This window comes from Enterobacter sp. EC_50 (assembly GCF_019584525.1).
Classification (GTDB): Bacteria; Pseudomonadota; Gammaproteobacteria; order Enterobacterales; family Enterobacteriaceae; genus Enterobacter; species Enterobacter roggenkampii.
The window spans coordinates 1-23657 of sequence record NZ_VDAF01000014.1 but is presented as its reverse complement, the minus strand read 5'-3'; the positions used below and the strand labels follow the sequence as shown (position 1 = coordinate 23657).

Here is a 23657-nt window from a genome sequence, read left to right as displayed (position 1 = left end):
CGCCGGGTTTTGTTTTTTTACAGTCCTGACAATTCAACCGTCAGCGATAGTTCACGATGACAGAATTACTCTGCACCTTCAGCGCCGGGATTAAACGTCCCCCGCCCGGCACTTCCCAGATGAAACGCAAAGGTTCAATAGCCGGCACGCCGTTGAACGCCTGCGTTGTTCCATTTTCGCCGTCGATTTCGGTACAGCGCGTCTGAGAGCAGAGGCGCACCCGCAGGCCCGCTGGCGTTGGGCCAATCAGCCGGTAGTTCCAGACCACCAGACCCATCAGACCGGAAACCTCTTCAGCAGGCGCCAGCGGGTTAGATGACATGGCAACACCGCGGTTGCTGAGGGTCACCCCTATGCTGCTCGCCTGCCAGGTGCCTCCCCCGGCAGCCTGTGCCATCAGCGGGAAGAACAGCAGCCAAAGCCATTTACGCATTATTTTCCTCCAATCGTCGCGGTCATGCGGATATGACGGTTATCCGACAGCTCCAGATTCGACAGCACGACCAGCTGGCTCAGGCTGCGGCGCAGGAAGCGGGACAGCAGCGGACGCAGCGCGTGGTTCACCAGCAGCACCGGCGGCGCGCCGAGCATCTCCTGACGCGCCAGCGCCTCCTGGGTTTGCGCCAGCAGGCGATCCGCCAGGCCCGGCTCCAGGCCGCCCCCACCCTGCAGAGCCTGCAGCAGCAGACGCTCAAGCGGCGTATCGAGGCCGATCACCTGCACCTCCCCGGTTCCCGGGAACCACTGCTGGGTGATTGCCCGTCCCAGCGCCACGCGCACCACCGCCGTCAGCTCGTGCGGATCGCTTTGTATCGGCGCGTGCTCGGCAAGGGTTTCCAGAATGGTGCGCATATCGCGGATCGGCACCTTCTCGTCGAGCAGGTTTTGCAGCACCTTATGCAGCGTGGTTAAGGTCAGCACGCCGGGGACCAGATCTTCCGTCAGCTTCGGCATCTCCTGCGTGACGCGGTCCAGAAGCTGCTGCGCTTCCTGACGGCCAAACAGCTCCGCCGAGAATTGCCCAATCAGGTGGTTAAGGTGGGTTGCCACCACGGTACTGGCTTCAACAACCGTGTAACCCTGGATCTGCGCCTGCTCTTTCAGCGCGCTTTCAATCCAGATCGCGGCCAGACCAAAGGCCGGATCGATGGTTTGCTCGCCCGGCAGCGTGCCTGCGGCGGTGCCGGGGTTAATCGCCAGCCAGCGGCCCGGATAGGCATCACCGCTGCCAATTTCAACGCCTTTCATCAGGATGCGATAGCGCGCGGGCGGCAGGTCCATATTGTCGCGGATGTGTACCACCGGCGGCAGGAAGCCCATGTCCTGGGCGAATTTTTTACGGATACTGCGGATACGGCCGAGCAGCTCGCCGTCCTGCTGGAAATCGACCATCGGGATCAGGCGATACCCGACTTCCATTCCCAGAGAATCCTCCAGCTGAACGTCGTTCCAGGTCGCTTCGACGGCCTGATTATTCTCCGGCATTTTGACCGGAACAGGTTCCGCTGCCGGTTTGGTTTCACGGCCACGCATCCACCAGGCAAGGCCCAGCAGCGCCGCCGTAAACAGCAGGAAGACGAGGTTTGGCATACCCGGCACCAGGCCGAGCAACCCGAGCACCGCCGCGGCCAGCAGCATCACGCGCGGGTTACTGAACAGCTGTCCCACCATCTGCTCGCCAACGTCCTGATCGGTGCTCACGCGGGTCACGATGACACCCGCCGCAGTGGAGATCACCAGCGCCGGGATCTGCGCGACCAGACCGTCACCGATGGTCAGCAGCGTATAGCTTTCCGCCGCGTGGCCCATGTCCATCCCGTGCTGCAATACGCCCACCAGCAGGCCGCCGACCACGTTAATCACCATGATCAGAATGCCCGCGATGGCGTCACCACGCACAAACTTACTCGCACCGTCCATGGAGCCGTAGAAGTCCGCCTCCTGCGTCACTTCCGCACGGCGCTTTTTGGCTTCATCTTCGGCGATTAGCCCGGCGTTCAGGTCGGCGTCGATCGCCATCTGCTTGCCCGGCATCCCGTCCAGCACAAAGCGCGCGCCCACTTCCGCAATACGCCCTGCACCCTTGGTGATGACCATAAAGTTGATGATCACGAGGATGACGAACACCACGATACCGATAGCGAAATTACCGCCCACCAGGAAGTGGCCGAACGCTTCCACCACTTTACCTGCCGCTGCCGCCCCGGTGTGGCCTTCCATCAGGATGATACGCGTGGACGCCACGTTCAGCGCCAGTCGCAGCAGGGTGGTAAACAGCAGAATGGTCGGGAACGCGGCGAACTCCAGGGTACGCTGGGTGAACATCGCCACCAGCAGCACCATAATGGACAGCGCGATATTGAAAGTGAAAAGCAGGTCGAGGATGAACGCCGGGAGCGGCAGTACCATCATCGACAGAATTAGCAGGATCAGAATCGGCCCGGCCAGGATCTGCCATTGGGTCGATTTCAGGTTGCCGGGCAGGCGCAACATTGCCACCAGATTAGCCATCAGTGTCCTTCTCGTTCATAAAATCCAGCGCGGCAGGCACCGGAAGGTTCTCAGGTTTCACAGGCCGTTGACCGCCGGCCAGACGCCAGCGCTTCAACTGCCATACCCAGGCCAGCACTTCCGCCACGGCGGCGTAGAGTTGTCCCGGGATCTGTTGTCCAATATCCGCATGGCGGTACAGGGCACGCGCCAGCGGAGGGGCTTCGAGGATCGGCACGCGGTGTTCGGTGCCAATTTCACGGATACGCAGCGCGATCAGTCCCGCCCCTTTCGCCACCACTTTCGGCGCGCTCATTTTGTTTTCGTCATAGCGCAGCGCAACGGAATAGTGTGTCGGGTTGGTAACGATGACGTCGGCCTTTGGCACATCGTCCATCATGCGGCGACGGGCGGCGGCACGTTGCATCTGGCGGATGCGCCCCTTCACGTGCGGGTCACCTTCCATCTGCTTATATTCGTCACGGATATCCTGACGCGACATCCGCAGCTTCTTGAAGTGGGTATAGAGCTGGAAGATCACGTCAAAACCCACCATCGGGATAATGCTGAGCACCACCAGCAGCGCGCAGAGCCCGACCAGATTCAGCGCGTTGCTCATCGCGGTGAGCGGCGATTCGCTGATAAGACGCATCATTTCCGGCCAGTGGTACCAGAGGTAAAACCCCGCAGAGCTGCCCATCAGCACCGATTTGAGAATAGCTTTGAGCAGCTCGGCCCCGGTCTGCGCAGAGAACATTTTCGCAATGCCCGGCAGCGGGTTGAGTTTGGAAAATTTCGGCTGCAGCGATTTGGCGCTGAAGACCAGACCGCCGAGCATCACCGGCGAGACCAGCGCGACCAGCACAACCCCGGTAATGAGGGGCAGCAGCGCAACCATGGCCCCTTTAATCAGCTGAATAATCTGGCTGAGGATCAGATTCGGATCGTTGACCATACTGTGGTCAAAACGGAGGCCGGTTGAGAGCATGCCCGCCAGCTTGCGGGCGAGCGACTCCCCGCCCCACCAGATAATGCACACCCCTACGATAAGGATCAGCAGGGAGGTCAATTCTCGGGATCGGGGGATCTGCCCTTCCTCACGCGCCTTTTCTAGTCGGTGGGGTGTGGGGGCTTCCGTTTTGTCGTCGTTCTCTTCTGCCACTGTGCACGCTCAGCCCATTACGTCACGGGTATCATGCCAGCGCAGCGGAAATCCAATGGCGGGAAAAGCCCGTTTATTCGGGCTCTTTTCGGTGATTTTGTCGCAAACCGCCCCAGGCGGCGTTAACCCCCTGAAGCGGAATGGACCATCAGAAGCCGAGGCTGTCCAGCAGGTCGTCCACCTGATCCTGGCTTGCCACCACGCCCGCCTTGCTGGCGTCGAGCTGTGGACCATTGAGCAGGCTTTCGTTCTCGCGTTTTGGACGGGCTGCCGGTTCCGGGATGTTCTCCAGCAGCACCATCAGCAGCTGGCGCTCAATCTCCTGGATCACATCCATCATGCGCTTGATCACCTGACCGGTCAGGTCCTGGAAATCCTGCGCCATCATGATGTCCAGCAGCTGGGCGTTGGTGAAGCTGGTGTGGCCGGGCACATCCCCCAGGAACTGACGGGTGTCGGTCACCAGTTCGCGGGCATCCGCCAGCTCGATTGGGTTCTCAAACCACTCGTCCCAGCGTTTGGTCAGCGCTTTCGCACCCTTTTCCATCGCATCCTGGTGCGGTTGTGACGCTTCAACGCTGTTCAGCGCACGTTCCGCGGCCTGAGCGGTCATCTGCACGACGTAGTCCAGACGATCGCGTGCATCAGGAATCGCTTCCGCCGCTTCGGCAATTGCCTGATCCAGACCCAGCTCACGCAGGCTGTCACGCAACATGCGCGTCAGGCTGCCGATGCGGACGATAATGTCGCTCGGCGAGTGTTCTTCAACGGGTTTCATAGCAGGTTGCATCATAACCAACACCTCACATGCCGAGTTTCTCGAAGATCTTACCGAGCTTCTCTTCCAGGGTCGCCGCCGTGAATGGCTTCACCACGTAGCCGCTTGCGCCCGCCTGTGCAGCGGCAATGATGTTCTCTTTTTTCGCTTCTGCCGTGACCATCAGCACCGGCATGGACGCCATTCCCGCATCAGCACGAATGGTTTTCAGCAGTTCCAGACCGTCCATGTTTGGCATGTTCCAGTCGGAGATCACAAAACCAAACCCGCCCGCCTGCAGCTTGTTCAGCGCATCCACGCCGTCTTCTGCTTCTTCAACGTTATTGAAGCCCAGCTCTTTCAGCAGGTTGCGCACAATGCGACGCATGGTGGAAAAGTCATCCACAACCAAAAACTTAAGCTCTTTATCCGCCATAAAATAATACTCCTGAGTCAAATACGTATTGCCTGTCCGGCACTGATTTTCGCCAGCATCTGCTGGCTTACCTGGCTAAGATCGACCACTTCGCTCACGCCACCCATATTGATGGCCTCGCGCGGCATGCCGAACACCACACAACTTGCTTCATTCTGCGCAATCGTCCAGGCGCCAGCCTGGTGCATTGCAAGCATTCCGGCGGCCCCGTCGTTGCCCATCCCCGTCAGGATCACCCCAACGGCGTTGCGCCCCGCATGTTTCGCCACCGAATGAAACAGCACATCCACCGACGGACGGTGCCGGTTGACCGGCGGTCCGTCATGAATTTTGATTTGATAGTTAGCGCCGCTGCGCGCCAGTTCCATATGCTTGTCGCCAGGGGCGATATAGGCATGTCCCGGCAGCACGCGCTCGCCGTCTTCCGCCTCTTTCACGCTGATCTGGCACAGCTTGTTCAGGCGTTCGGCGAACGAACGGGTAAAGCCTGGCGGCATATGCTGCGTGATCAGAATACCCGGACTTGAGAGCGGCAATGGCTGGAGTACATGACGAATTGCCTCTGTTCCTCCGGTTGACGCGCCAATGACCAGCAGTTTTTCCGAACTGAGTAAGGGACCGGCCTTCAGGGTCGCAGGCGCGGCCATCGGCGTGTGGGCGGCAAGCTTCGCCCGCGACGCGGTGCGGATCTTCTCGGCGATCATCTCGCTGTACGCCAGCATCCCTTCACGGATGCCGAGCTGCGGCTTGGTGACAAAATCCACCGCTCCCAGCTCCAGCGCGCGCAGGGTGATTTCCGATCCTTTCCCGGTCAGGGAGGAAACCATCACCACCGGCATGGGCCTCAGCCGCATTAATTTTTCGAGGAAATCTATGCCATCCATGCGCGGCATCTCGACATCCAGCGTTAGCACGTCGGGGTTATATTTTTTAATTAAATCCCGCGCTACCAGCGGATCGGGGGCGGTTGCCACCATCTCCATGTCGCTGTGGCTATTGATAATTTCAGTCATGATCTGACGCATCAGCGCTGAATCATCGACGGACAATACCCTGATTTTACTCATGCTTTTTCCTTACTCAGCGCATATACCGTTTGCCCACGCAGGCTAAACTCACGCACGAGGTTGCTGAAGTTTTCCGAGTGCCCGGCAAACAGTAAACCGTCAGGCTTGAGCAACGGAACAAACCGACGCAAAATGTCCTGTTGCGTCGTTTTATCAAAATAGTTCATGACGTTACGGCAAAAAATGGCGTCGAACGGCCCCGGCACGTTGTACTGCTTATCCAGCAGGTTAACGGGCGCGAATTCGACGCAGTTCGCCAGCTCCTGGCGTACGCGTACCAGGCCTTCATGCGGGCCCGTGCCGCGCATGAAATAACGCTGCAGCTGCTGCGGCGACAGCGTTTTCAGTTCATCCTGGCGATAAACACCGTTACGCGCCTTCTCCAGCACTTCGGTATCGATATCGCTGGCGTAGACCTTCCAGCGTCCCGGCGCCATCCCCAGCGTATCGGCAAGGGTGATCGCCAGCGAGTACGGCTCTTCCCCCGTCGAGGCGGCCGCACTCCAGACGCGATACTCCCCGGTGCGACGGCGCGCATGCTCGGCCAGGACCGGGAAGTGGTGAGCCTCCCGGAAAAACGCCGTCAGGTTGGTGGTTAACGAGTTAATAAAAGCCTGCCACTCGGCGCTGTTCTGGTTCGCCTCGAGCATGCTCAGATAGCGGCCAAAATCATCCAGCCCCAGCGTACGCAAGCGCCGCACCAGACGGTTGTAGACCATGTCCCGCTTATGATCCGCAAGCACGATCCCCGCACGCTGGTAGATTAACTGACATATCCGACGAAAATGCGCGTCGGACAGCGCGAGGCGCTGTGTCATCTGCAACAATAATGACGTTTGCCCAGGGGGCATTGGTGATGTCATAGCGCCTTCTTAATTACATTCAGGATACAACTGGCACGGCCTGCGACCGCCCGACTTCTGTTACTGCTTCAACGTGCTCTTTCACATTAAATACCGCGACCAGCCCGGTCAGACGATCCGCCTGGCTGGCCAGCTGATCGGTTGCCGCTGCCGCTTCCTCAACTAACGAGGCGTTCTGTTGCGTCACCTGATCCATCTGGGTGACCGCCTGAGCAACCTGCTCAATCCCGCGACGCTGTTCATCCGACGCCGAGGCAATCTCGCCCATGATGTCGTTCACCCGCGTCACCGAGGTGACGATTTCGTGCATGGTTTGTGCCGCCGTATCCACCAGGGCAGAGCCTTGCTGAACCCGTGACACCGATTCTTCAATCAGCACCTTAATTTCTTTCGCCGCGTTGGCGCTGCGGCTCGCCAGGTTACGCACCTCACCCGCCACCACCGCAAATCCGCGCCCCTGCTCCCCGGCACGCGCCGCTTCAACGGCAGCATTCAGCGCCAGAATGTTGGTCTGGAACGCGATACCGTCAATCACGCTGATGATGTCACCAATTTTCTGTGAACTGGTGGCGATCTCCTGCATGGTGCTGGCGACATGGGACGCCTGGTCGCCGCCCTTCTTCGCCGTCATCGCCGCCTGTTTTGACAGGTCAGATGCCTGACGCGCGTTATCGGCGTTCTGGCTAACCGTCGCGGTCAGCTGCTCCATGCTGGCTGCCGTCTGCGCCAGCGAGGCCGCCTGCTGCTCGGTGCGGGATGAGAGATCGTTGTTACCCGCCGCAATCTCTGAGATCCCGGTGTGCATGGCATAACTGCCCTGACGCACGTCGGATACCGTTTCCCGCAGCGATCCCTGCATCGCCTTCAGGCTGGCAAAAATTGCCGAAATTTCGTTCTTGCCGAACACCGCCACCGGACGCGCCAGGTCGCCTTTCGCAATGCTGTCGAAGTGGCTGCTGATAATCGCCAGCGGCTGCACAATCATTTTGCGTGACCAGAGCAGCGCGGCGCCGGTCAGCAAGCCCGCCAGAATCACCATCACGCCGAAGATGACGCCCGACATGTGATAGCTGGTGCGGCTTGCTTCACCGGCGCGCAGAACAGACTGATTGATATCCTGCTGCCATGCGTCAAAGCTGCCGTCAAACGCCGCCTGCGAGGCCTGAACCGGCGCGGTCATAAAGTCCGACAGCTGGTTGTTCTCAAGCCACGTCGCCTGATGGTCGAGATCGCTGTACCACTGTTCAAAATGGGTCTTCATGGCGGCCTTCAGCGCTTTCTCTTTCTCGCTGCCGGTGGCCTGTGCCGCAAAGGCCTTAAACTGTGCGTCAGCCTGTTTCAGGCTGTCGCGCGCGGTGGCCATCAGCGCCTTAATGTCATCCGGCGGATAACTTAGCGCGGTTAAGGTTCCCGCCTTGTTCAGCGCAGTGCTTGCCTGCAACAGCACGGCACGGGTTTGTGCCAGTGCGGAGCGCTGCTGATTACTCGCCTCAACGTCCTGCAAATTCTGATAGCCATCGCGAAACGCCCAAAAAGACAACCCGTTACTGCCAACCTGCAACACACCGCAAAGGATCAGAATCAAAAACAGTGTGGTCGAGATACGAATACGATTTAACATCCACGCTCCCATCAAGCGGCAAGCAGCCGCGGTTTAATTGTCAGTCAAAATGTTTCCCAGTTTTCATCTTGTCCGGTCGTCGCGGTACGCGTACGGTTGGCAGCCGGTTCAGCGGCTGGCGCGCGGTACGTCGCCTGCGGGGTGACCGTGTTTCCAGCGAGTGAAGCGAGACGAAACGCCGAGACGGCCATCTTCAGACGGCTCGCCTGGTCTTCCAGCGCAGCGGCCGCCGCAGCGGACTCCTGCACCAGGGCGGCGTTTTGCTGTGTCACGCGATCCATTTCCGATACCGCCAGGGCAACCTGGTCGATACCACGACTCTGCTCATCAGACGCAGAGGCGATTTCACCCATGATGTCCGTCACGCGGGTGACGGCATTCACGATGTCATTCATGGTCTCCCCGGCGCTTTCCACCAGCACGGAGCCGGTATCGACGCGGGAGACGGAATCTTCAATCAGCGATTTGATCTCTTTTGCCGCGTTGGCGCTGCGGCTGGCCAGGTTGCGCACTTCCCCGGCCACCACGGCAAATCCGCGTCCCTGTTCGCCTGCGCGCGCCGCTTCCACGGCGGCGTTCAGCGCCAGAATGTTGGTCTGGAAGGCAATGCCGTCGATGACGCTGATGATGTCGGCGATTTTCTTCGAGCTCTCGGCGATGTCGTGCATGGTTTTCACCACGCCATCCACCACGCGGCCGCCGCGCTGCGCCGTCTCGGAGGCGCTTTCCGCCAGCTGAGACGCCTGGCGGGCGTTATCGGCGTTCTGCTTCACGGTCGCGGTGAGCTGCTCCATGCTGGCCGCCGTCTCTTCCAGGGCGGACGCCTGCTGTTCAGTGCGCGAAGAGAGGTCGTTATTGCCCATCGCAATTTCGCTGGTGCCGGTATAGATGGCATCCGTGCCGCTACGCACGTTGGCGACGGTATCGATAAGCGAACGCTGCATATGGTCAACGCTGGTTGCCAGCTCGGTGATCTCATTGCGCCCGGACACGGTCAGCGTTTTGGTCAGGTCACCGCCGGCAATGTCACGAATGTGGGCGATGACGCGACCGAGAGGGTTCAGCAGGATATGGCGAATGCCGTACCAGACCGCGATCAGCACAATGACCAGCGCCAGCGCCAGCACCGCCATCTGCCATTTCGCAAAGCGGTAGTCATTCTGGCTTTCAGCAAACGCGGAGTGATACAGATCGCCACTGACCTTTGCATATTCCCCCAGCGCCGCGCCGAGGGCGTTTTGCATCCCCTGCGTCGGCTGCGCGAAATATGCGTCCATGTTGCCGCTCTCCAGGAACTGAATCAGCTCTGCCAGACCGGCATGGTAGGCGTTGTATTTTTCGTCGATATTCTGGCTCACCTGCTCCATCGCAGGCTGCGGGGTGATTTTCTTAAAGGCCTCGTAATGCTTTGCGGCATCCGCAAGTGTCGCCCGGGCATTTTTCAGCAGATCGGTTTTCGCGCTGCTCTGCTGATTGTTGGGATCCATCATCATGCGCGCGGACGAGCGGCTCAGGTTGATACGCGTTTGCAGCATCAGATCCCACGTTGAGGTGAGTTCACTCTGCTGCAGGCGGAGATCGTTCGAGGCCGCGAAGCTGTCCTGGTTCTGTTTTAATGACGAGAAAAAAAGCCCGCCGGAGATAAGCTGAAGTAGTGCGAAAATGACCAGCACCATCATAAGCATTGTGACAACGCGGATACGGTTCAACATACAACACCTTCTCATAGATTTATTAACGGTGTTATCGGCACAGCCAACAGGAACTTTACATTTGAGAAAGGGAAAAGCGCGGGGTTAGAAAGCCACGTCGACAATCAGCGTATCGGTGTAGGTTCCGGCGGGTGGCGTGGCCTGATTAGTCAGCACTTTCGCGGTGTAGTTGTAGGTACGCAGTAAACCGTCGGCACTGACCTGCGACGACGTCGCGCTGGTCCAGCGTTCGCTGCCGCTGCCGCCCCAGCGGTTACCCCTGGCTTCTTTATAGATGTCATAACTGAGGTAGTTACTGCCGCTTACCATCCGGCGCACGTTATTCAGCGCGTTAGCACCGTTGTTAATGCCGATGGTATAGGTACTGCCTTTGGTACAGGTGACGGCAATCGCCTGTGAGACGGTGGGGAAACTTTGTACCAGCGGCGCGCTGTTGAAGTTGACGTCCGGCGTGGTCATGGCGCTGCAGTCGTTGGTGACGGTCATATCCAACGTGATGCTGGTTCCTTTCGTTCCGGTTTGCAGTCCCGACAAACACGCGTTGAGCACGCCCACCGAGCAGACTCTATAGGTGATATCGAAGTTTAGCGTCACCTGATAAGGACCCGCGGTCACATTTTGCCCCGGTACCGTGCGGAAATAGAGAGGGATATTGTATTGTTTGCCGCCGATCAGATTTAACAAGGTACTGCTGTCCCAGGTATAGGTTTTACTGGTCTGCACTTCGCTGTTGTTAGCGCAGCCCGACTGCCCGCACAGGCGCGTCGGGATCACATCGGTGATGGCCGCGTTGTCGGTGCGCTTCATGGTCGCACGACCATTGGCCGAAACGGTTGCGGAGACAAAATTCAGCGTGATGGTGTCCCCGGTCAGCAAGTTCACCAGCGCATCACAGGCTACGACCAGTGTACCGGTGGTTGCCACTTCGCCAGAACCACTCAGCGCGAATGAGGTTACACTCCCAAACGCGGCGTTGACCGTACTGACTCGACAGTCAGCCCAACTGCCGCTTGCCACCAGCAGCAGAAGCATAAACAGCAGGCGCGTCATGGCGCCTCCCGACACACCAGCGGACCGTAGGTTTGCAGCTTGTGCTCCGGGTTGGCTCCCACGGTCAGGGTGACCTTGCAGCGTTTTCCGTCAGGCGCGATCACCTCCAGCGGATTCACATCGCTAAGGTTTTCCAGCCAGGCAATACCGTCATACCCCACCACCGCATTGCTGCGCGAGGCACGTCGGACCTGGCTTCCCACCGGCAGCGCCTGGCCGCGCGCATCGTGGAGGATGACGCTTGCCACCCTCTCCTGCTCCATCGGGAAATCGACCAGATAGCCGCTGTGACGCCGAATCGCTATCCGCCGCTCGGTCTCTTTCAGACGGGTATCCGCCGGCAGGTTCAGGGCATCAATGCGGTAGCTAGCCGGATAATACGCCGACACCCCGCTGACCAGCAGGTAACCGTTGTTATTCGTTTTGCCAACGGGCTGGTTCTCATAGCTGACGGGCACGTCCGGATGACCGTCGGTACTGATGACGACAAACGCATCGTTGATCTTATTCGCGGCAAACAGCTCGCCGTCCATCAGAACAATCGCGCCCATCGCCTCGCCCCACCAGGTCATCATGTCCCTTTCGCCGTAGCCGCCGCCCTGCAGTTCAATATTGTTATTACGCCAGCCCAGCGTGCCCTGCTGATAGTCACTGGATTTTGACTGGTTGGCCCAGGCCATGTTCCAGCTAAAGCCGCCGTCAGACGGCATGGAATGGTTGTAGTTAATGCGCTGGGTGTTGCCCGCATCCGGGGTGTTTTCGACGGTGAACGCGGCGCTGTCGCGTGCCCCCAGCGGCACCTGTAGCGACAGCGCGACCGTCCAGTCTCCCCGCTGCTGGTCCCGGCTCCCGGCGAGGTAAATACTGCTCGCGCCCCACAAATTACGGCTCCATGAGAGATTAAGCAGCTCGGTTTTTTGACTGTCAAAACTCTCCACGCCAATCCAGGCTGCGCCGATGTTGCCGTACTGTCCCAGGTTGAAGGTCAGAGAATACTGGTCCGTATTGCGGCTGAAGCTGGCGATGGGTTTATCGTTCTCGTCATACACCGTAGGCTGGTCGTACAGGGCCAGATTGCCAAAGCCGCGGTCCCGACGCGTGTGCTGGGTGGCCACGCTGAACTCGCTGGTGCTGTACTGGTAACCCCAGCTGATTTGCCCGCCCGCCTCCCCGCGCATGCGGCTTTGCGAGTAAGAGGTATTCACCACGCCAAACTGGCCGAGTTTAATCACCGTCCCAGCCCCGCCCAGCGCCAGCGCCTCCGCCCCTTCGGCATGACCCTCCAGCGTCAGCCAGTCCGTCACCCCGTAGCGATACGAACCGCTGCCTGCCGCCGGGCCGTAGTCAAAATTCTTGATACCGTAATTACGCCGCAGGCTGCCCAGCGTCACGGCGCCGTCGCTCAGCCCTTTTTTGAGCAGGTCGCTGGAGACGTAAAACGGCAGCGTGGTGCTGACCTGGCGCCCTAATGCATCCGTCGTGACCAGTACCGCATCCCCGGCGCCGTTGATATAGGGCAGATTGGTCAGGGTGAAGGGGCCCGGCTGAAGCTGGGTTGAGCCGGACCGATAGCCGTTGATAAAGAGATCCACCGAGGTGGGTACCGCCGCTTCCCCCGCGAATTCGGGCAGCGGCCACGTCACCAGGTCAGGGCGCAGGGAGAAATCTCGCCCGACGCTGATCCCTCCCATCCGCACGCTCGAGCTCCAGCTCAGGGCATCGCTGATCACGTCCCCGACGCTCCAGCTCATTGCGTCATCCTCGTTAGTGAACAGCAGGGTCGTGTCATAGCGGACATACCCTTCCTGCTGACCGTCGTTACCGGTGAAATTTTCCCGGGCATAGCCGGTGGAGGAAAACGAGCCGTTCTCATTGAAATAGCGGAATTCATGCCAGAGGGACGCCTGTCCGCCGATATGCTCCGTGTGGTTGGTGTAGAGATCGTAATTGAGCAGCGCGCCGCGCCCGAAGTGCGGTTTGGCCTGCACCGTTTGCGCGCCGAACGGCGTCACGCGGGATGCGACCCAGTCCCGGGGAACGGTCAGCAGCAGGCGCTGCCCGGCGCTGTCGTACTCCACCCGAACCTGAGAAAGCGATGAGAGATTCACCTCTCCGGCAGGAACATGTTCCGGGGGCAGCCCCGCGCGCAGCAGGTCAGCGCTGGAGATAAAGAAAGCGCCTTTGCGCTGCGTCACGGGCACGACCAGACCGGTATCGTAGTGGTTGAGCACGAGGGCAAGCTGGAAGACCGCTTCATCATGTATCGCCTGTGCCTGGGGCGGCGGCGGAAGGCTGTCATCGCCGGGCTCAGCCCAGGTCGCGGAACTGACGCAAAGCAGTATCATCATCGCCGGCTTCAGTTGACGGGCGTCGACTGCCATTGTGCGTCCCTGGCATTAATCTGCGCGCTCATCCGCTCTGGCTGACGAACGCCTGCGGGTATCGGCCAGCTGCGGGTGCTGCCGGGAAGTACGTAACCCAGCAATCCCTCCGCGACCGTGCGTTTCTGCCCTCCCTGCTCCAGCGCCACCTGGCTCAGCCTGACATGGACATCCCCCCGATTCCGGACCTCCAGTACCGGCTGCCCATCCGCTCGCGTCACCCGCCAGCTCAGGTTCCGGGTCTCCACCAGCGCGTGATGCGCCCCCTCTTTTATTGTCGGGATCCCCTGGCCATACACAAACAGCGGAATGGAGTAACGCATCTGCAACTTGAGGCCGATGGCGGGTTCTGCTTTGGCATCAGGCTGAGGAATTTCATCCACGATAATGCGGTAGGCTTGTTCGACGCCTGCGGGAACGGGGGCCTGCTTAATAAGACGGATAAGCTGCTTGCTGCCTGTGCCAATCGTGACGATGGGCGGGCTGGCGACCACATCCTGCTGCGCGGCGTAGCGTTCGTGTCCGTCCTCCTGCTTCCAGCGCACAATACGCACCTGCATCGTGGTGGCGCTGTTTCCCTGGTTCTGGATCCACAGCTCCGTGGCGTTGGCGTCTGCCGCAAGCCACGGGTCGATAGGCCAGAGCAGAATGGTGGCTGCCGCCTGCGCCTGACCGGTTGCCACAGCCATTCCCAACGCGCCCGCCAGACAAACAGGTCTGAAAACTGGCTTCATCAACACTCTCCCTTTATTACCATGACAAGGTCACGGTGAGCTGATCGGAATACGTTCCTGCCGGGCTAAATCCGGTCAGTAGCGCCACGCCAAAAAGCGGCAGCGCGATGTTATTGCTGTTGCTATAGGTCACCGGTATCGCCTGGTTGACGCCAATTTCGCTGTTCGCTGCCAGCGAGCTGCTGCTGTAAAGCCGGTATCCCACCACGTCGGCGCCGTTCGAGCGCTTCATGCGGCGAACGGTTGAATAATTCTGTCCGCCATTAATGCTCATGCTCAGCGCCACGCCCGGCGTGCAGGCGATAGACAACGCCCCGTTTGGCACAAAGCTGGTGCTTACCGGTGCGCTCTCGACGCCGTTATGGGTGCCAAAATCCAGCGTCCCGAGAACCCCTCCGCTGCCGGTGGCCACCGCGCATCCCGGAACAATCGTCGCGCTGACCTTAAAGGACTGTGATGTCACCGCCTCCGCCGCGGGCGCCATCAGCAATCCGACGATCAGCGCGAAAAAAGGCTGCACGTGTCCCTCTGCACATATGCGCAGACCAGTAAGAGTTGCCTTCATGGCGGTGCAGGACTAATAGGTGACGCTGACGTTAATCGTGTCGGTGTAGGTGCCCGGGACGACCGTCACGCTGTTACCGCCGCCGGTAATACGTCCGTAGAGGGTGTAACTGTCCACCCCTCCGGCCGTAGAGGCGATCGGCAGCGCGGTGTTATTGGCAATCACGCTGTTAAACCCGCTGTCGCTGTACAGGCTGTATGCCACACCCTGTGCCGCGTTGGCGGTGTTAACCAGATAGCGCGCAGGGGTTCCCGGGGTGCCGACAACGGTGCCGGGTGCGGTGGAGTTGGTGTTGCCGGTGATCGCCACCGTATAGCTGGCGGTCGTACATTGAATAGTGAAGGTGTTTCCGCCGCTGGCGCCGGTGAGCTGCGTGGTCAGAGTGGAAAACGTTGCGGGATGGGTGCCGAAATCCAGTGTCCCGAAGTTAATGCCGTTTTGCGTGGGCGATCCGTTTATCAGACAACCGTTCGTGAGCGTCAGCGTCGCGCCGATGGTGCCGCTACTGGTGACGGCCAGCGCCTGATGGATCGTTGTCGCAGTCAGTAAGGTGCCTGCGCAGATCAAAAGGAGTTTTCTTTTCATTTACCACCCTCCAGAAGACGTCTCCGTTCCCTTGCCACGTTTTATTTTTGTCGTTCAAGATGTTAGCCCCGCTTAATGTTCCTCTGAGGGGGGTTATTGAGAATTTAGTTTACGGATATCGCTTCGACCACCTGCCCCATAACGCATAAGCACTTTGACTTATTGACTTCTTATTGCCTTAAATAACAGAGAGTTAAATTATTTTTTTCAGCATTTTCATGCTATCAGGAGAGAATATATCCATTAAAGTGTGATGCAGATCACAATATATCGTCAGGGCAATAACAACAAAATTAATAAAACTTAAAAAGGAGTTGTATCCCCCTACGCTTTGCGTCAATTTATGTGCCGAATAATTTCCCGCGTCGTAATAAAAAATTTATATGTATCGGTGCGGGCTACATCTGAAGCGCATAGAGGGTCTTTTTTCGTGGCAAGTGCAAACAAACTCACACTCTTCATCGTGATATTCATGCTGGCGGGTATTCTTTCAGGGGCAGCAATTCATGAATATGCATCTGCGGATGCCATCAAAGCCTGGTCGGATAATATTACCCTTCTGACCGATATTTTCCTGCGACTGATCAAAATGGTCATTGCGCCGCTGGTCTTCAGTACGCTCACCGTCGGCATTATGAAGCTGGGCGAAACCTCCACCATTGGCCGCGTGGGCGGCAAAGCGATGGTATGGTTTATCAGCTCATCCGTGCTCTCAATTCTGGTCGGCCTGTTTATCGTCACGCTGGAGCATCCGGGCAGCGGACTGAACCTGACCGTCCCGACCGAGGTGGTGGATACCGGTCTGGCCGTTGGGGGGATGACGCTGAAAGCGTTCCTGTCTCACACCATTCCGACCAGCATCGCGGGGGCGATGTCGAACAATGAGATCCTGCAGATTGTGGTGTTCTCAATGTTCTTCGGCATTGGCGGCGCGTCGCTGGGGCAGAAATTCAACGCCCCGCTGGTGGCCGCGCTGGACGTGGTTTCTCATATTATGCTGAAGGTCACAGGCTACGTAATGTACGTTGCGCCGCTGGCCATTTTCGCGGCAATCTCCTCCGTCATCGCCACGCAGGGCCTGGGCATTCTGTTGAACTATGCCTCCTTTATTGGCGGCTACTATGTTGCCATTCTTCTCACCTGCATGGTGCTGCTGGCCGTGGGTTACATGGTGCTGAAAAAAGAGGTGTTCCGCCTGGTCAGCATGCTGAAAGATCCGGTTCTGGTGGCGTTTACCACCAGCAGTTCTGAAGCGGCCTACCCTAAAACGCTGGAGCAGCTGGAGCGTTTTGGCTGCTCGCGCAACATCGCCTCTTTCGTACTGCCGATTGGCTACTCCTTCAACCTGGTGGGGTCGATGGTGTACTGCTCATTCGCCTCGATGTTTATCGCGCAGGCGTACAACATTCATCTGAGCTTCTCTGAGGTGACGGTGCTGATGCTGACCCTGATGCTGGCCTCAAAAGGGATTGCGGGCGTACCGCGCTCCTCGCTGGTGGTGCTGGCTGCGACGATCCCAAGCTTTAACATTCCGGTGGCCGGGATTCTGCTGCTGATGGGGATCGACCACTTCCTGGATATGGGCCGTTCCGCAATTAACGTTCTGGGTAATGGTATTGCGACCGCCATGCTGTCGCAGAATGAAGGCGCGCGGGACGCGGAAGCTGAAGCTGAACTGGTAAAGCAGGAAGCGTAATGGCATGAAAAAGCCGGGTGGCGGCTTCGCCTTACCCGGCCTACAAATGGCTCGAACACGTAGGCCGGGTAAGCGTCAGCGCCACCCGGCTTTGTTTTTATGCCACGCGACTCGCCGCGATATCCTGCAGTGAAGACGGCCCCCGAGCATTAACGTATGGGTAGCCACGGAAGCTAAGCCGGTGGAGCAGGATGTAAAAAAGCCGGGTGGCGGCTTCGCCTTACCCGACCTACAAATGACTCAAACACGTAGGCCGGGTAAGCGTCAGCGCCACCCGGCTTTGTTTTAGGCTACGTGACTCGCCGCGATATCCTGCAGTGAAGACGGCCCCCGAGCATTAACGTATGGGTGGCCACGAAAGCTGAGCAGGTGGAGCAGGATGTAAAAAAGCCGGGTGGCGGCTTCGCCTTACCCGGCCTACAAATGGCTCGAACGCGTAGGCCGGGTAAGCGTCAGCGCCACCCGGCTTTGTTTTAGGCTACGCGACTCGCCGCGATATCCAGCAGTGAAGACGGCCCCGAGCATTAACGTATGGGTGGCCACGAAAGCTGAGCAGGTGGAGCAGGATGTAAAAAAGCCGGGTGGCGGCTTTGCCTTACCCGGCCTACAAATGGCTCGAACGCGTAGGCCGGGTAAGCGTCAGCGCCACCCGGCTTTGTTTTAGGCTACGTGACTCTCCGCGATATCCTGCAGTGAAGACGGCCCCCGAGCATTAACGTATGGGTGGACACGGAAGCTAAGCTGGGGGAGCAGGATGTAAAAAAGCCGGGTGGCGGCTTCGCCTTACCCGGCCTACAAATGGCCCGAACGCGTAGGCCGGGTAAGCGTCAGCGCCACCCGGCTTTGTTTTAGGCTACGTGACTCGCGGCGATATCCAGCAGCGCCATCTCATCGCTGTTCAGCAGCTTCTCAATGTTCACCAGAATCAGCATACGCTCGCCGAGCGCGCCCAGACCGGTCAGGTATTCGGTCGACAGCGTGACCGCAAACTCTGGCGCAGGACGAATCTGATCAGAGGTCAGGGAAAGCACGTCAGACACGCCATCCACCACGATCCCCACCACGCGCTGCCCCAGATTCAGGACGATCACCACGGTGTTGTCGTTGTAGTCAACGTCGCCCTGGCTGAACTTCACGCGCAGATCCACGATGGGCACAATGACGCCACGCAGGTTGGTGACACCTTTAATAAACGCAGGCGTGTTAGCGATGCGGGTAACCTGGTCGTAACCACGGATTTCCTGCACTTTCAGGATATCGATGCCGTACTCTTCATCGCCTAAAGTGAATACCAGAAATTCCTGTCCTGATGGCTCGCCCGCCAGTTTCGTTACATTACTCATACCGGTCATGTTATTACCTTCTACTTAATCAGGCGGCTGTGTACGCCACACGTTGTTCACGATTTAATCCCTGAAGCGCCGACACGTCGACGATCAGCGCCACGCTACCATCACCCAGAATGGTGGCGGCAGAAATACCCGGCACTTTGCGGTAGTTGCTTTCGAGGTTCTTGACCACCACCTGGTGCTGGCCAATCAGCTGATCGACCAGCAGCGCATAGCGGCGGCCCGCGCTTTGCAGGATCACCACGATACCCTGCGTGGCCTCGGTCTTCGCCCCGTCCACTTCGAACACTTTCCACAGTTCCACCAGCGGCAGGTACTCACCGCGAACCTCGAGGACGCGCTCCCCGCCCGCCAGCGGATGCAGATCTTCCTCACGCGGCTGGAGGGATTCCATCACGGCGTTCAGCGGGAGGATAAAGACTTCGTCCGCCACTTTGACTGACATGCCGTCGAGGATCGCCAGCGTCAACGGCAGCAGGATGCGAATGGTCGTGCCGGAACCCTGTTTGGACTGAATCTCAACGTGGCCGCCCATCTCCTGGATGTTACGTTTCACCACGTCCATGCCCACGCCGCGCCCGGAGACGTCGGTCACCTGCTCTGCGGTAGAGAAGCCCGGTGCGAAGATCAGCATGCCCACTTCTTCGTCGGTCATGTTTTCATTGACCGCCATTCCCTGCGAAATCGCTTTTGCCAGGATGCGCTCGCGGTTCAGACCGGCGCCGTCATCGGTCACTTCAATGCAGATGTTTCCGCCCTGATGTTCCGCAGACAGGATCAGATTCCCGACCGGGGATTTCCCGGCGGCAATGCGGTTTTCCGGCAGTTCAATACCGTGGTCGAGGCTGTTACGCACCAGGTGCGTTAACGGGTCAATGATGCGCTCGATCAGGCTTTTATCCAGTTCGGTTGAGCTGCCCATCAGGGTCAGTTCAATCTGCTTGTTCAGCTTGCTGGCGAGATCGCGAACCAGACGCGGGAAGCGGCTGAAGACATATTCCATCGGCATCATACGGATGGACATGACCGATTCCTGCAGATCGCGGGCGTTACGCTGCAGCTGGCCCATGCTGGTAATCAAATCCCCGTGGGTGACCGGGTCGAGTTCGTTTGAACGTTGCGCCAGCATCGACTGGGTGATCACCAGTTCGCCCACCAGGTTAATCAGCTGATCAACCTTCTCAACGGCAACGCGGATGCTGGTCGACTCGCTGGAGCGCGCGGCAGGTTTTTCACCACGGCCCGGTGCAGCAGCCTCTTTTGGCACCGCCTTGAGCGCCGGAGCCGCAGGCGCCACAGCCGGTACGGCAGCCTGAGCGACAACAGCCGCCTCTTCCACAGCCGCAGGGGCATCAACCGCGACCGTTTCGGTTTCGGTTTCGAAGGCGATTTGATCGGCTTCAATCACAAAGCACAGCACCGCCACGATATCGTCCTGGCCAATACCGTCATCAAGCGTCGCGGCCAGGCTGTCTTTGCCTTTAACCACGTTGCTTAATTTCGCCAGGTTACCCAGCTCTTCTTCCAGCAGGTTAACTTCATTCTCTTTCAGGCGAGACAGCACCACGCGCAGTTTGCCCGCCGGTGCGTCGGCAGGGGCAGACGCCTGCGCGGCAACCGTATCCACAACGCTCAGTTTTGCGGCAGGAACCACGGCTGCGGCAACCTCACCTTTGGCTTCAAGCGCGAGCTGGCGCAGCGCATTGCAGATGTATTCAAAGCTGGCGGCGTCAGGCTCTGCCGAACTTTTATAGGCGTCGAGCTGTTCCTGCATAATATCTTTGGTTTCCAAAAACAGGTTGATAATGTCGGTATTGAGCTGCATCTCACCGCGTCGTGCTTCATCAAGCAGGTTTTCCATTAAATGGGTCGTTTCCTGCAGGATGGTAAATCCAAACGTTCCGGCTCCGCCTTTAATGGAATGCGCCGCACGGAAGATGGCATTGAGCTGCTCGGAATCCGGTGCTTCGGGCACCAAATCGAGCAAGTGTTGCTCCATATCGGCCAACAATTCGTCGGCTTCATCAAAGAATGTCTGGTAAAAATCGCTAATATCCATGCTCACGCTATCACCTCGGATTGGCTGGTGGCGATGTTGGAACGGCAGCCGAAGGAACGGCCCCAGGCTGTTTTAAATCGTCCAGTGACTCATTCTGACTTTCGGCGTTTTCATGCAGGATGGCCTGCTCCGCCTGCTGGTTCAGCACTAAAAGACTGATACGACGGTTGATGGCATCATCCGGCCCGCGGCCGGAAACGCGCATGGTTGCGGCCATGCCGACTACGCGCAGTACCTTGCCATCATCAAGCCCACCTGCCACCAGCTCGCGGCGCGAGGCGTTGGCACGGTCGGCAGAAAGTTCCCAGTTGCTGTATCCCTTCTCCCCACTGGCGTAGGGGAAATCATCCGTGTGGCCTGACAGGCTGATTCGGTTAGGAATGCCGTTCAGCACCGGTGCAATGGCACGCAGAATATCGCGCATGTACGGTTCGACTTCCGCACTCCCGGTTTTAAACATCGGGCGGTTCTGGCTGTCGATAATCTGGATACGCAGCCCCTCCTGCACCAGGTCAATCTTCAGATGCGGTCGCAGCGCGCGCAGCTTCGGATCCGCTTCAATCAGCTGATCGAGATCGCCACGCAGTTTTTTCAGCCGCGCCTGTTCCATCTTTCGTTTCAGCTCGTCGATGTTCGGCTCTTTTTTCACCTCACCCTTCTGCTGGGTGTAATCATCGCCGCCGCCCGGGATCGGGCTTTCGCTGTTAGAGATACGCGGCCCGCCGGCCACCGCCGTTGCCAGCGGCGTGCGGAAATATTCGGCAATCTGGATCAGTTCTTTTGGGCTGGAGATGGAGATCAGCCACATCACCAGAAAGAACGCCATCATTGCGGTCATAAAATCGGCGTACGCGATTTTCCACGAGCCGTGGGCGCCATGCCCACCGCCCTTGTGCTTGCGTTTTTTTACGATGACGATCGGATGGGACTGGTTTTTCATGCGTCCTCAGTTGTCGTCTGTTGGTTTGGGTTTTTCACCGCACGCACGTGTTCTTCAAGCTCGATAAACGACGGACGCTCGCTGGAGTAAAGCGTTTTACGGCCAAACTCAACCGCGATCGGTGGCGCATAACCGTTGAGGTTAGAGAGCAGCGTGATCTTCACGCACTGCATCATTTTGGTGGTTTCCGCGCTCTTCTGGCGCAGCACGCTGGCCAGCGGAGAGATAAAGCCGTACGCCAGCAAAATACCGAGGAAGGTACCCACCATCGCATGGGCAATCAGCGCGCCGAGCTCAGCTGCCGGACGGTCTGCCGAGGCCAGGGCGTGAACCACCCCCATGACCGCAGCAACGATACCAAATGCCGGAAGCGAGTCGCCGACCAGCGCCAGGCTGTTGGCCGGCACTTCCGATTCGCTTTCATGGGTTTCAATCTCTTCATCCATCAGCGCTTCGATTTCGAAGGTATTCATGTTGCCGCTGATGATCAGTCGCAGATAGTCGACGATGAAATCCAGCATCATGGCATCAGCAAGAATGCGCGGATAGCTGGCAAAAATTTCGCTCTCTTTCGGGTTTTCAATATCCCGCTCAAGCGAGAACATGCCCTGCTGACGCGACTTCGCCATCAGGCGATAGAGTAGTGCCAGCAGATCCATATACATGCTTTTGGTGTATTTTGAGCGACGGAACAGCAACGGAATTGCCTTCAGCGTGCCCTTGATCGATTTACCGTTGTTGCCAACGATAAAAGCCCCTACCCCTGCGCCGCCGATGATAATAAGTTCAGCCGGTTGATAGAGTGCTCCAAGGTGCCCGCCGGTCATCATGTAACCGCCGAAAACTGTACCGAGAACTACCAGGTAACCTAATAAGATAAGCACGACATCATCCTTCCGCTAGTGACTATGGCAAGGACGTCCAGCTCGCAGCGTTGACCGTTCGCGGGGTAAAAAAAAGCAGCGGTAATCGCTTACCGCTGCTGGAATCTTTCCCATACGTTCGGGTTAAACAGCTTGTTCGATCTGTTCATCCAGCAGTTGTGGAATAATATCGGCAGCATCCCGGGAAAGTTTACGTCTTTTTACTGCACGGGAAGGAGGCTGACATAAACTACAGGCGAAGCTGCCTGCAGGTTGGTGAGCATGGGTAATGAAATTGCCGTTGCAGCAGTTGCAGCGCGACAGCTCAAGCATTCCGCTCTCAACAAAACGCACCAGCGTCCATGCGCGGGTCAGCGCCAGCAGAGGACCTTCTTCCTGCTGTGGGCATTGTTCAAGGTAAAGTTTGTAGGCTTTGATCACGGCGTCAACGCCGCTACACAAACCGGTTTTGAGAAGATACTGCCAGGCATTACAGAACATGGAAGCGTGAATATTCTGCTCCCACGTCATAAACCAGTCGGTAGAAAACGGCAGCATGCCTTTCGGCGGGGGACTACCACGTAACTCTTTGTACAGTTTGATGAGACGACCACGGCTCAACTGCGTCTCGCTTTCCAGCATTTGTAAACGAGCACCCAGCGTAATCAGCTCCATGGCCAACTGTATGTCACGCGCTTCCTGAACAATGCTTTTCTCGCTCATTGCTAGGCCCTTTTCTTACGGGCTACGTCATCAGGCTGGCTGATTTCGTTAAGCAAGCGAGTAGAGAGAAGAATACCGGTATGGATCTGTTGAAGATCGTCTACACGGGACTCCTGCGTCAGACGCGTTATAGTCTGAGAGTCATCGAAACGGAACTGGCAAACCAGTTGATTCGTTTCAGCCAGTTTAACCATCTGCGGGAGGGTTAAACCGCCCAGCATGGTTGCCATCTCTTCGTTAATACCCAGACGAAACATCGCGGACGCCTTGTCCTGACTAATCAAACGCTGCGCGAGCAGTAAATACGACAAATTGATGTCATAGATATGTTTTAGCAACTCGGATGTATGCATTGTTCCCATCCCGAATAACCAACTATTATTTTTATGCGGAAAGACCGCACCCCGTGATGTCGCCGGGAAATCACCCGGTATAAAAAAGAAAAGGCTAAATGCATAGTTGAATTTAGGTTTGTATTCATCGAAACGCGTGGTGATGCTGCCAACTTACTGATTTAGTGTATGATGGTGTTTTTGAGGTGCTCCAGTGGCTTCTGTTTCTATCAGCTGTCCCTCCTGTTCAGCTACTGACGGGGTGGTGCGTA

Annotated in this window: 22 protein-coding genes; 2 read left to right on the top strand and 20 right to left on the bottom strand. The window is 58.0% G+C overall.

The window, feature by feature from the left end; genetic code table 11:
• Nucleotides 1-40 precede the first annotated feature (40 nt).
• The 14 genes from FHC48_RS13030 to FHC48_RS12965 form a co-directional block, all read right to left on the bottom strand.
• Nucleotides 41-433 carry a flagellar protein FlhE gene (locus FHC48_RS13030; RefSeq protein WP_059362260.1) on the bottom strand — a complete coding sequence of 131 codons (393 nt, stop codon included), beginning with the start codon at nucleotides 431-433 and terminating at the stop codon, nucleotides 41-43.
• Complete coding sequence (gene flhA, locus FHC48_RS13025; RefSeq protein WP_008500434.1) at nucleotides 433-2511, bottom strand: flagellar biosynthesis protein FlhA; 2079 nt, start codon at nucleotides 2509-2511, stop codon at nucleotides 433-435. Before flhA ends, FHC48_RS13030 begins: the two co-directional genes overlap by 1 nt.
• Nucleotides 2504-3652 carry a flagellar biosynthesis protein FlhB gene (gene flhB, locus FHC48_RS13020; protein WP_021240449.1) on the bottom strand — a complete coding sequence of 383 codons (1149 nt, stop codon included), beginning with the start codon at nucleotides 3650-3652 and terminating at the stop codon, nucleotides 2504-2506. Before flhB ends, flhA begins: the two co-directional genes overlap by 8 nt.
• Before the next feature lie 148 nt (nucleotides 3653-3800).
• Nucleotides 3801-4445, bottom strand: a complete 645-nt coding sequence (gene cheZ, locus FHC48_RS13015; RefSeq protein ID WP_008500432.1) for a protein phosphatase CheZ — start codon at nucleotides 4443-4445, stop codon at nucleotides 3801-3803.
• Between the two features lie 10 nt (nucleotides 4446-4455).
• Entirely contained in the window at nucleotides 4456-4845 is a 390-nt protein-coding gene (gene cheY / locus FHC48_RS13010; protein ID WP_008500431.1) for a chemotaxis response regulator CheY, read from the bottom strand.
• A 17-nt stretch (nucleotides 4846-4862) separates the two neighbouring features.
• Complete coding sequence (locus tag FHC48_RS13005) at nucleotides 4863-5912, bottom strand: chemotaxis response regulator protein-glutamate methylesterase (RefSeq protein WP_008500430.1); 1050 nt, start codon at nucleotides 5910-5912, stop codon at nucleotides 4863-4865.
• A complete protein-coding gene (gene cheR / locus FHC48_RS13000; protein ID WP_220420535.1) occupies nucleotides 5909-6775 on the bottom strand; it encodes a protein-glutamate O-methyltransferase CheR in 867 nt (288 codons plus the stop codon). Before cheR ends, FHC48_RS13005 begins: the two co-directional genes overlap by 4 nt.
• Before the next feature lie 19 nt (nucleotides 6776-6794).
• A complete protein-coding gene (gene tap, locus FHC48_RS12995) occupies nucleotides 6795-8396 on the bottom strand; it encodes a methyl-accepting chemotaxis protein IV (RefSeq protein ID WP_023344434.1) in 1602 nt (533 codons plus the stop codon).
• Nucleotides 8397-8440: 44 nt separating this feature from the next.
• Nucleotides 8441-10108 carry a methyl-accepting chemotaxis protein II gene (gene tar, locus FHC48_RS12990; protein ID WP_023344435.1) on the bottom strand — a complete coding sequence of 556 codons (1668 nt, stop codon included), beginning with the start codon at nucleotides 10106-10108 and terminating at the stop codon, nucleotides 8441-8443.
• A gap of 84 nt (nucleotides 10109-10192) precedes the next feature.
• On the bottom strand, nucleotides 10193-11158 hold the full coding sequence (locus FHC48_RS12985; RefSeq protein WP_059362262.1) for a spore coat U domain-containing protein: 966 nt from the start codon (nucleotides 11156-11158) through the stop codon (nucleotides 10193-10195).
• Nucleotides 11155-13539 (bottom strand): fimbria/pilus outer membrane usher protein, encoded by a 2385-nt coding sequence (locus FHC48_RS12980; RefSeq protein ID WP_059362266.1) that lies wholly within the window; start codon nucleotides 13537-13539, stop codon nucleotides 11155-11157. Before FHC48_RS12980 ends, FHC48_RS12985 begins: the two co-directional genes overlap by 4 nt.
• Nucleotides 13515-14273, bottom strand: coding sequence for a molecular chaperone (locus tag FHC48_RS12975; protein WP_032652515.1), 759 nt, complete (start codon nucleotides 14271-14273; stop codon nucleotides 13515-13517). The genes FHC48_RS12980 and FHC48_RS12975 overlap by 25 nt, the downstream gene beginning before the upstream one ends.
• A 16-nt stretch (nucleotides 14274-14289) precedes the next feature.
• Nucleotides 14290-14838, bottom strand: coding sequence for a spore coat U domain-containing protein (locus FHC48_RS12970; protein ID WP_032635222.1), 549 nt, complete (start codon nucleotides 14836-14838; stop codon nucleotides 14290-14292).
• Between the two features lie 12 nt (nucleotides 14839-14850).
• Entirely contained in the window at nucleotides 14851-15423 is a 573-nt protein-coding gene (locus tag FHC48_RS12965; protein WP_047074104.1) for a spore coat protein U domain-containing protein, read from the bottom strand.
• 430 nt (nucleotides 15424-15853) lie between these two features.
• On the opposite strand from FHC48_RS12965, the gene FHC48_RS12960 reads away from it, so the two are divergent.
• A complete protein-coding gene (locus tag FHC48_RS12960; protein ID WP_059362269.1) occupies nucleotides 15854-17119 on the top strand; it encodes a dicarboxylate/amino acid:cation symporter in 1266 nt (421 codons plus the stop codon).
• 848 nt (nucleotides 17120-17967) lie between these two features.
• Here FHC48_RS12960 and cheW read toward each other — a convergent pair.
• From cheW to flhD, 6 genes are all read right to left on the bottom strand, one after another.
• A complete protein-coding gene (gene cheW, locus FHC48_RS12955; protein ID WP_008500420.1) occupies nucleotides 17968-18471 on the bottom strand; it encodes a chemotaxis protein CheW in 504 nt (167 codons plus the stop codon).
• Between the two features lie 19 nt (nucleotides 18472-18490).
• Nucleotides 18491-20533 carry a chemotaxis protein CheA gene (gene cheA / locus FHC48_RS12950; protein WP_059362273.1) on the bottom strand — a complete coding sequence of 681 codons (2043 nt, stop codon included), beginning with the start codon at nucleotides 20531-20533 and terminating at the stop codon, nucleotides 18491-18493.
• A 4-nt stretch (nucleotides 20534-20537) separates the two neighbouring features.
• Nucleotides 20538-21467, bottom strand: a complete 930-nt coding sequence (motB, locus tag FHC48_RS12945) for a flagellar motor protein MotB (protein ID WP_059362275.1) — start codon at nucleotides 21465-21467, stop codon at nucleotides 20538-20540.
• Nucleotides 21464-22351, bottom strand: a complete 888-nt coding sequence (gene motA, locus FHC48_RS12940; protein ID WP_008500417.1) for a flagellar motor stator protein MotA — start codon at nucleotides 22349-22351, stop codon at nucleotides 21464-21466. The genes motB and motA overlap by 4 nt, the downstream gene beginning before the upstream one ends.
• Before the next feature lie 123 nt (nucleotides 22352-22474).
• Complete coding sequence (flhC, locus tag FHC48_RS12935) at nucleotides 22475-23053, bottom strand: flagellar transcriptional regulator FlhC (RefSeq protein WP_008500416.1); 579 nt, start codon at nucleotides 23051-23053, stop codon at nucleotides 22475-22477.
• A gap of 2 nt (nucleotides 23054-23055) precedes the next feature.
• Entirely contained in the window at nucleotides 23056-23406 is a 351-nt protein-coding gene (flhD, locus tag FHC48_RS12930) for a flagellar transcriptional regulator FlhD (protein ID WP_008500415.1), read from the bottom strand.
• Between the two features lie 193 nt (nucleotides 23407-23599).
• Between flhD and FHC48_RS23810 the strand changes: the two genes are divergently transcribed.
• The coding region (locus FHC48_RS23810; protein WP_097491765.1) for an IS1 family transposase at nucleotides 23600-23657 on the top strand (58 nt) is incomplete at its 3' end.

Excerpts from the sequence above, each read along its gene's own strand:
- FHC48_RS13030 (WP_059362260.1), bottom strand. The coding sequence starts at position 433 with ATGCGTAAATGGCTTTGGCTGCTGTTCTTCCCGCTGATGGCACAGGCT.
- flhA (WP_008500434.1), bottom strand. The coding sequence starts at position 2,511 with ATGGCTAATCTGGTGGCAATGTTGCGCCTGCCCGGCAACCTGAAATCG.
- cheZ (WP_008500432.1), bottom strand. The coding sequence starts at position 4,445 with ATGATGCAACCTGCTATGAAACCCGTTGAAGAACACTCGCCGAGCGAC.
- cheY (WP_008500431.1), bottom strand. The coding sequence starts at position 4,845 with ATGGCGGATAAAGAGCTTAAGTTTTTGGTTGTGGATGACTTTTCCACC.
- FHC48_RS13005 (WP_008500430.1), bottom strand. The coding sequence starts at position 5,912 with ATGAGTAAAATCAGGGTATTGTCCGTCGATGATTCAGCGCTGATGCGT.
- cheR (WP_220420535.1), bottom strand. The coding sequence starts at position 6,775 with ATGACATCACCAATGCCCCCTGGGCAAACGTCATTATTGTTGCAGATG.
- tap (WP_023344434.1), bottom strand. The coding sequence starts at position 8,396 with ATGTTAAATCGTATTCGTATCTCGACCACACTGTTTTTGATTCTGATC.
- tar (WP_023344435.1), bottom strand. The coding sequence starts at position 10,108 with ATGTTGAACCGTATCCGCGTTGTCACAATGCTTATGATGGTGCTGGTC.
- FHC48_RS12985 (WP_059362262.1), bottom strand. The coding sequence starts at position 11,158 with ATGACGCGCCTGCTGTTTATGCTTCTGCTGCTGGTGGCAAGCGGCAGT.
- FHC48_RS12980 (WP_059362266.1), bottom strand. The coding sequence starts at position 13,539 with ATGGCAGTCGACGCCCGTCAACTGAAGCCGGCGATGATGATACTGCTT.
- FHC48_RS12975 (WP_032652515.1), bottom strand. The coding sequence starts at position 14,273 with ATGAAGCCAGTTTTCAGACCTGTTTGTCTGGCGGGCGCGTTGGGAATG.
- FHC48_RS12970 (WP_032635222.1), bottom strand. The coding sequence starts at position 14,838 with ATGAAGGCAACTCTTACTGGTCTGCGCATATGTGCAGAGGGACACGTG.
- FHC48_RS12965 (WP_047074104.1), bottom strand. The coding sequence starts at position 15,423 with ATGAAAAGAAAACTCCTTTTGATCTGCGCAGGCACCTTACTGACTGCG.
- cheW (WP_008500420.1), bottom strand. The coding sequence starts at position 18,471 with ATGACCGGTATGAGTAATGTAACGAAACTGGCGGGCGAGCCATCAGGA.
- motB (WP_059362275.1), bottom strand. The coding sequence starts at position 21,467 with ATGAAAAACCAGTCCCATCCGATCGTCATCGTAAAAAAACGCAAGCAC.
- flhC (WP_008500416.1), bottom strand. The coding sequence starts at position 23,053 with ATGAGCGAGAAAAGCATTGTTCAGGAAGCGCGTGACATACAGTTGGCC.
- flhD (WP_008500415.1), bottom strand. The coding sequence starts at position 23,406 with ATGCATACATCCGAGTTGCTAAAACATATCTATGACATCAATTTGTCG.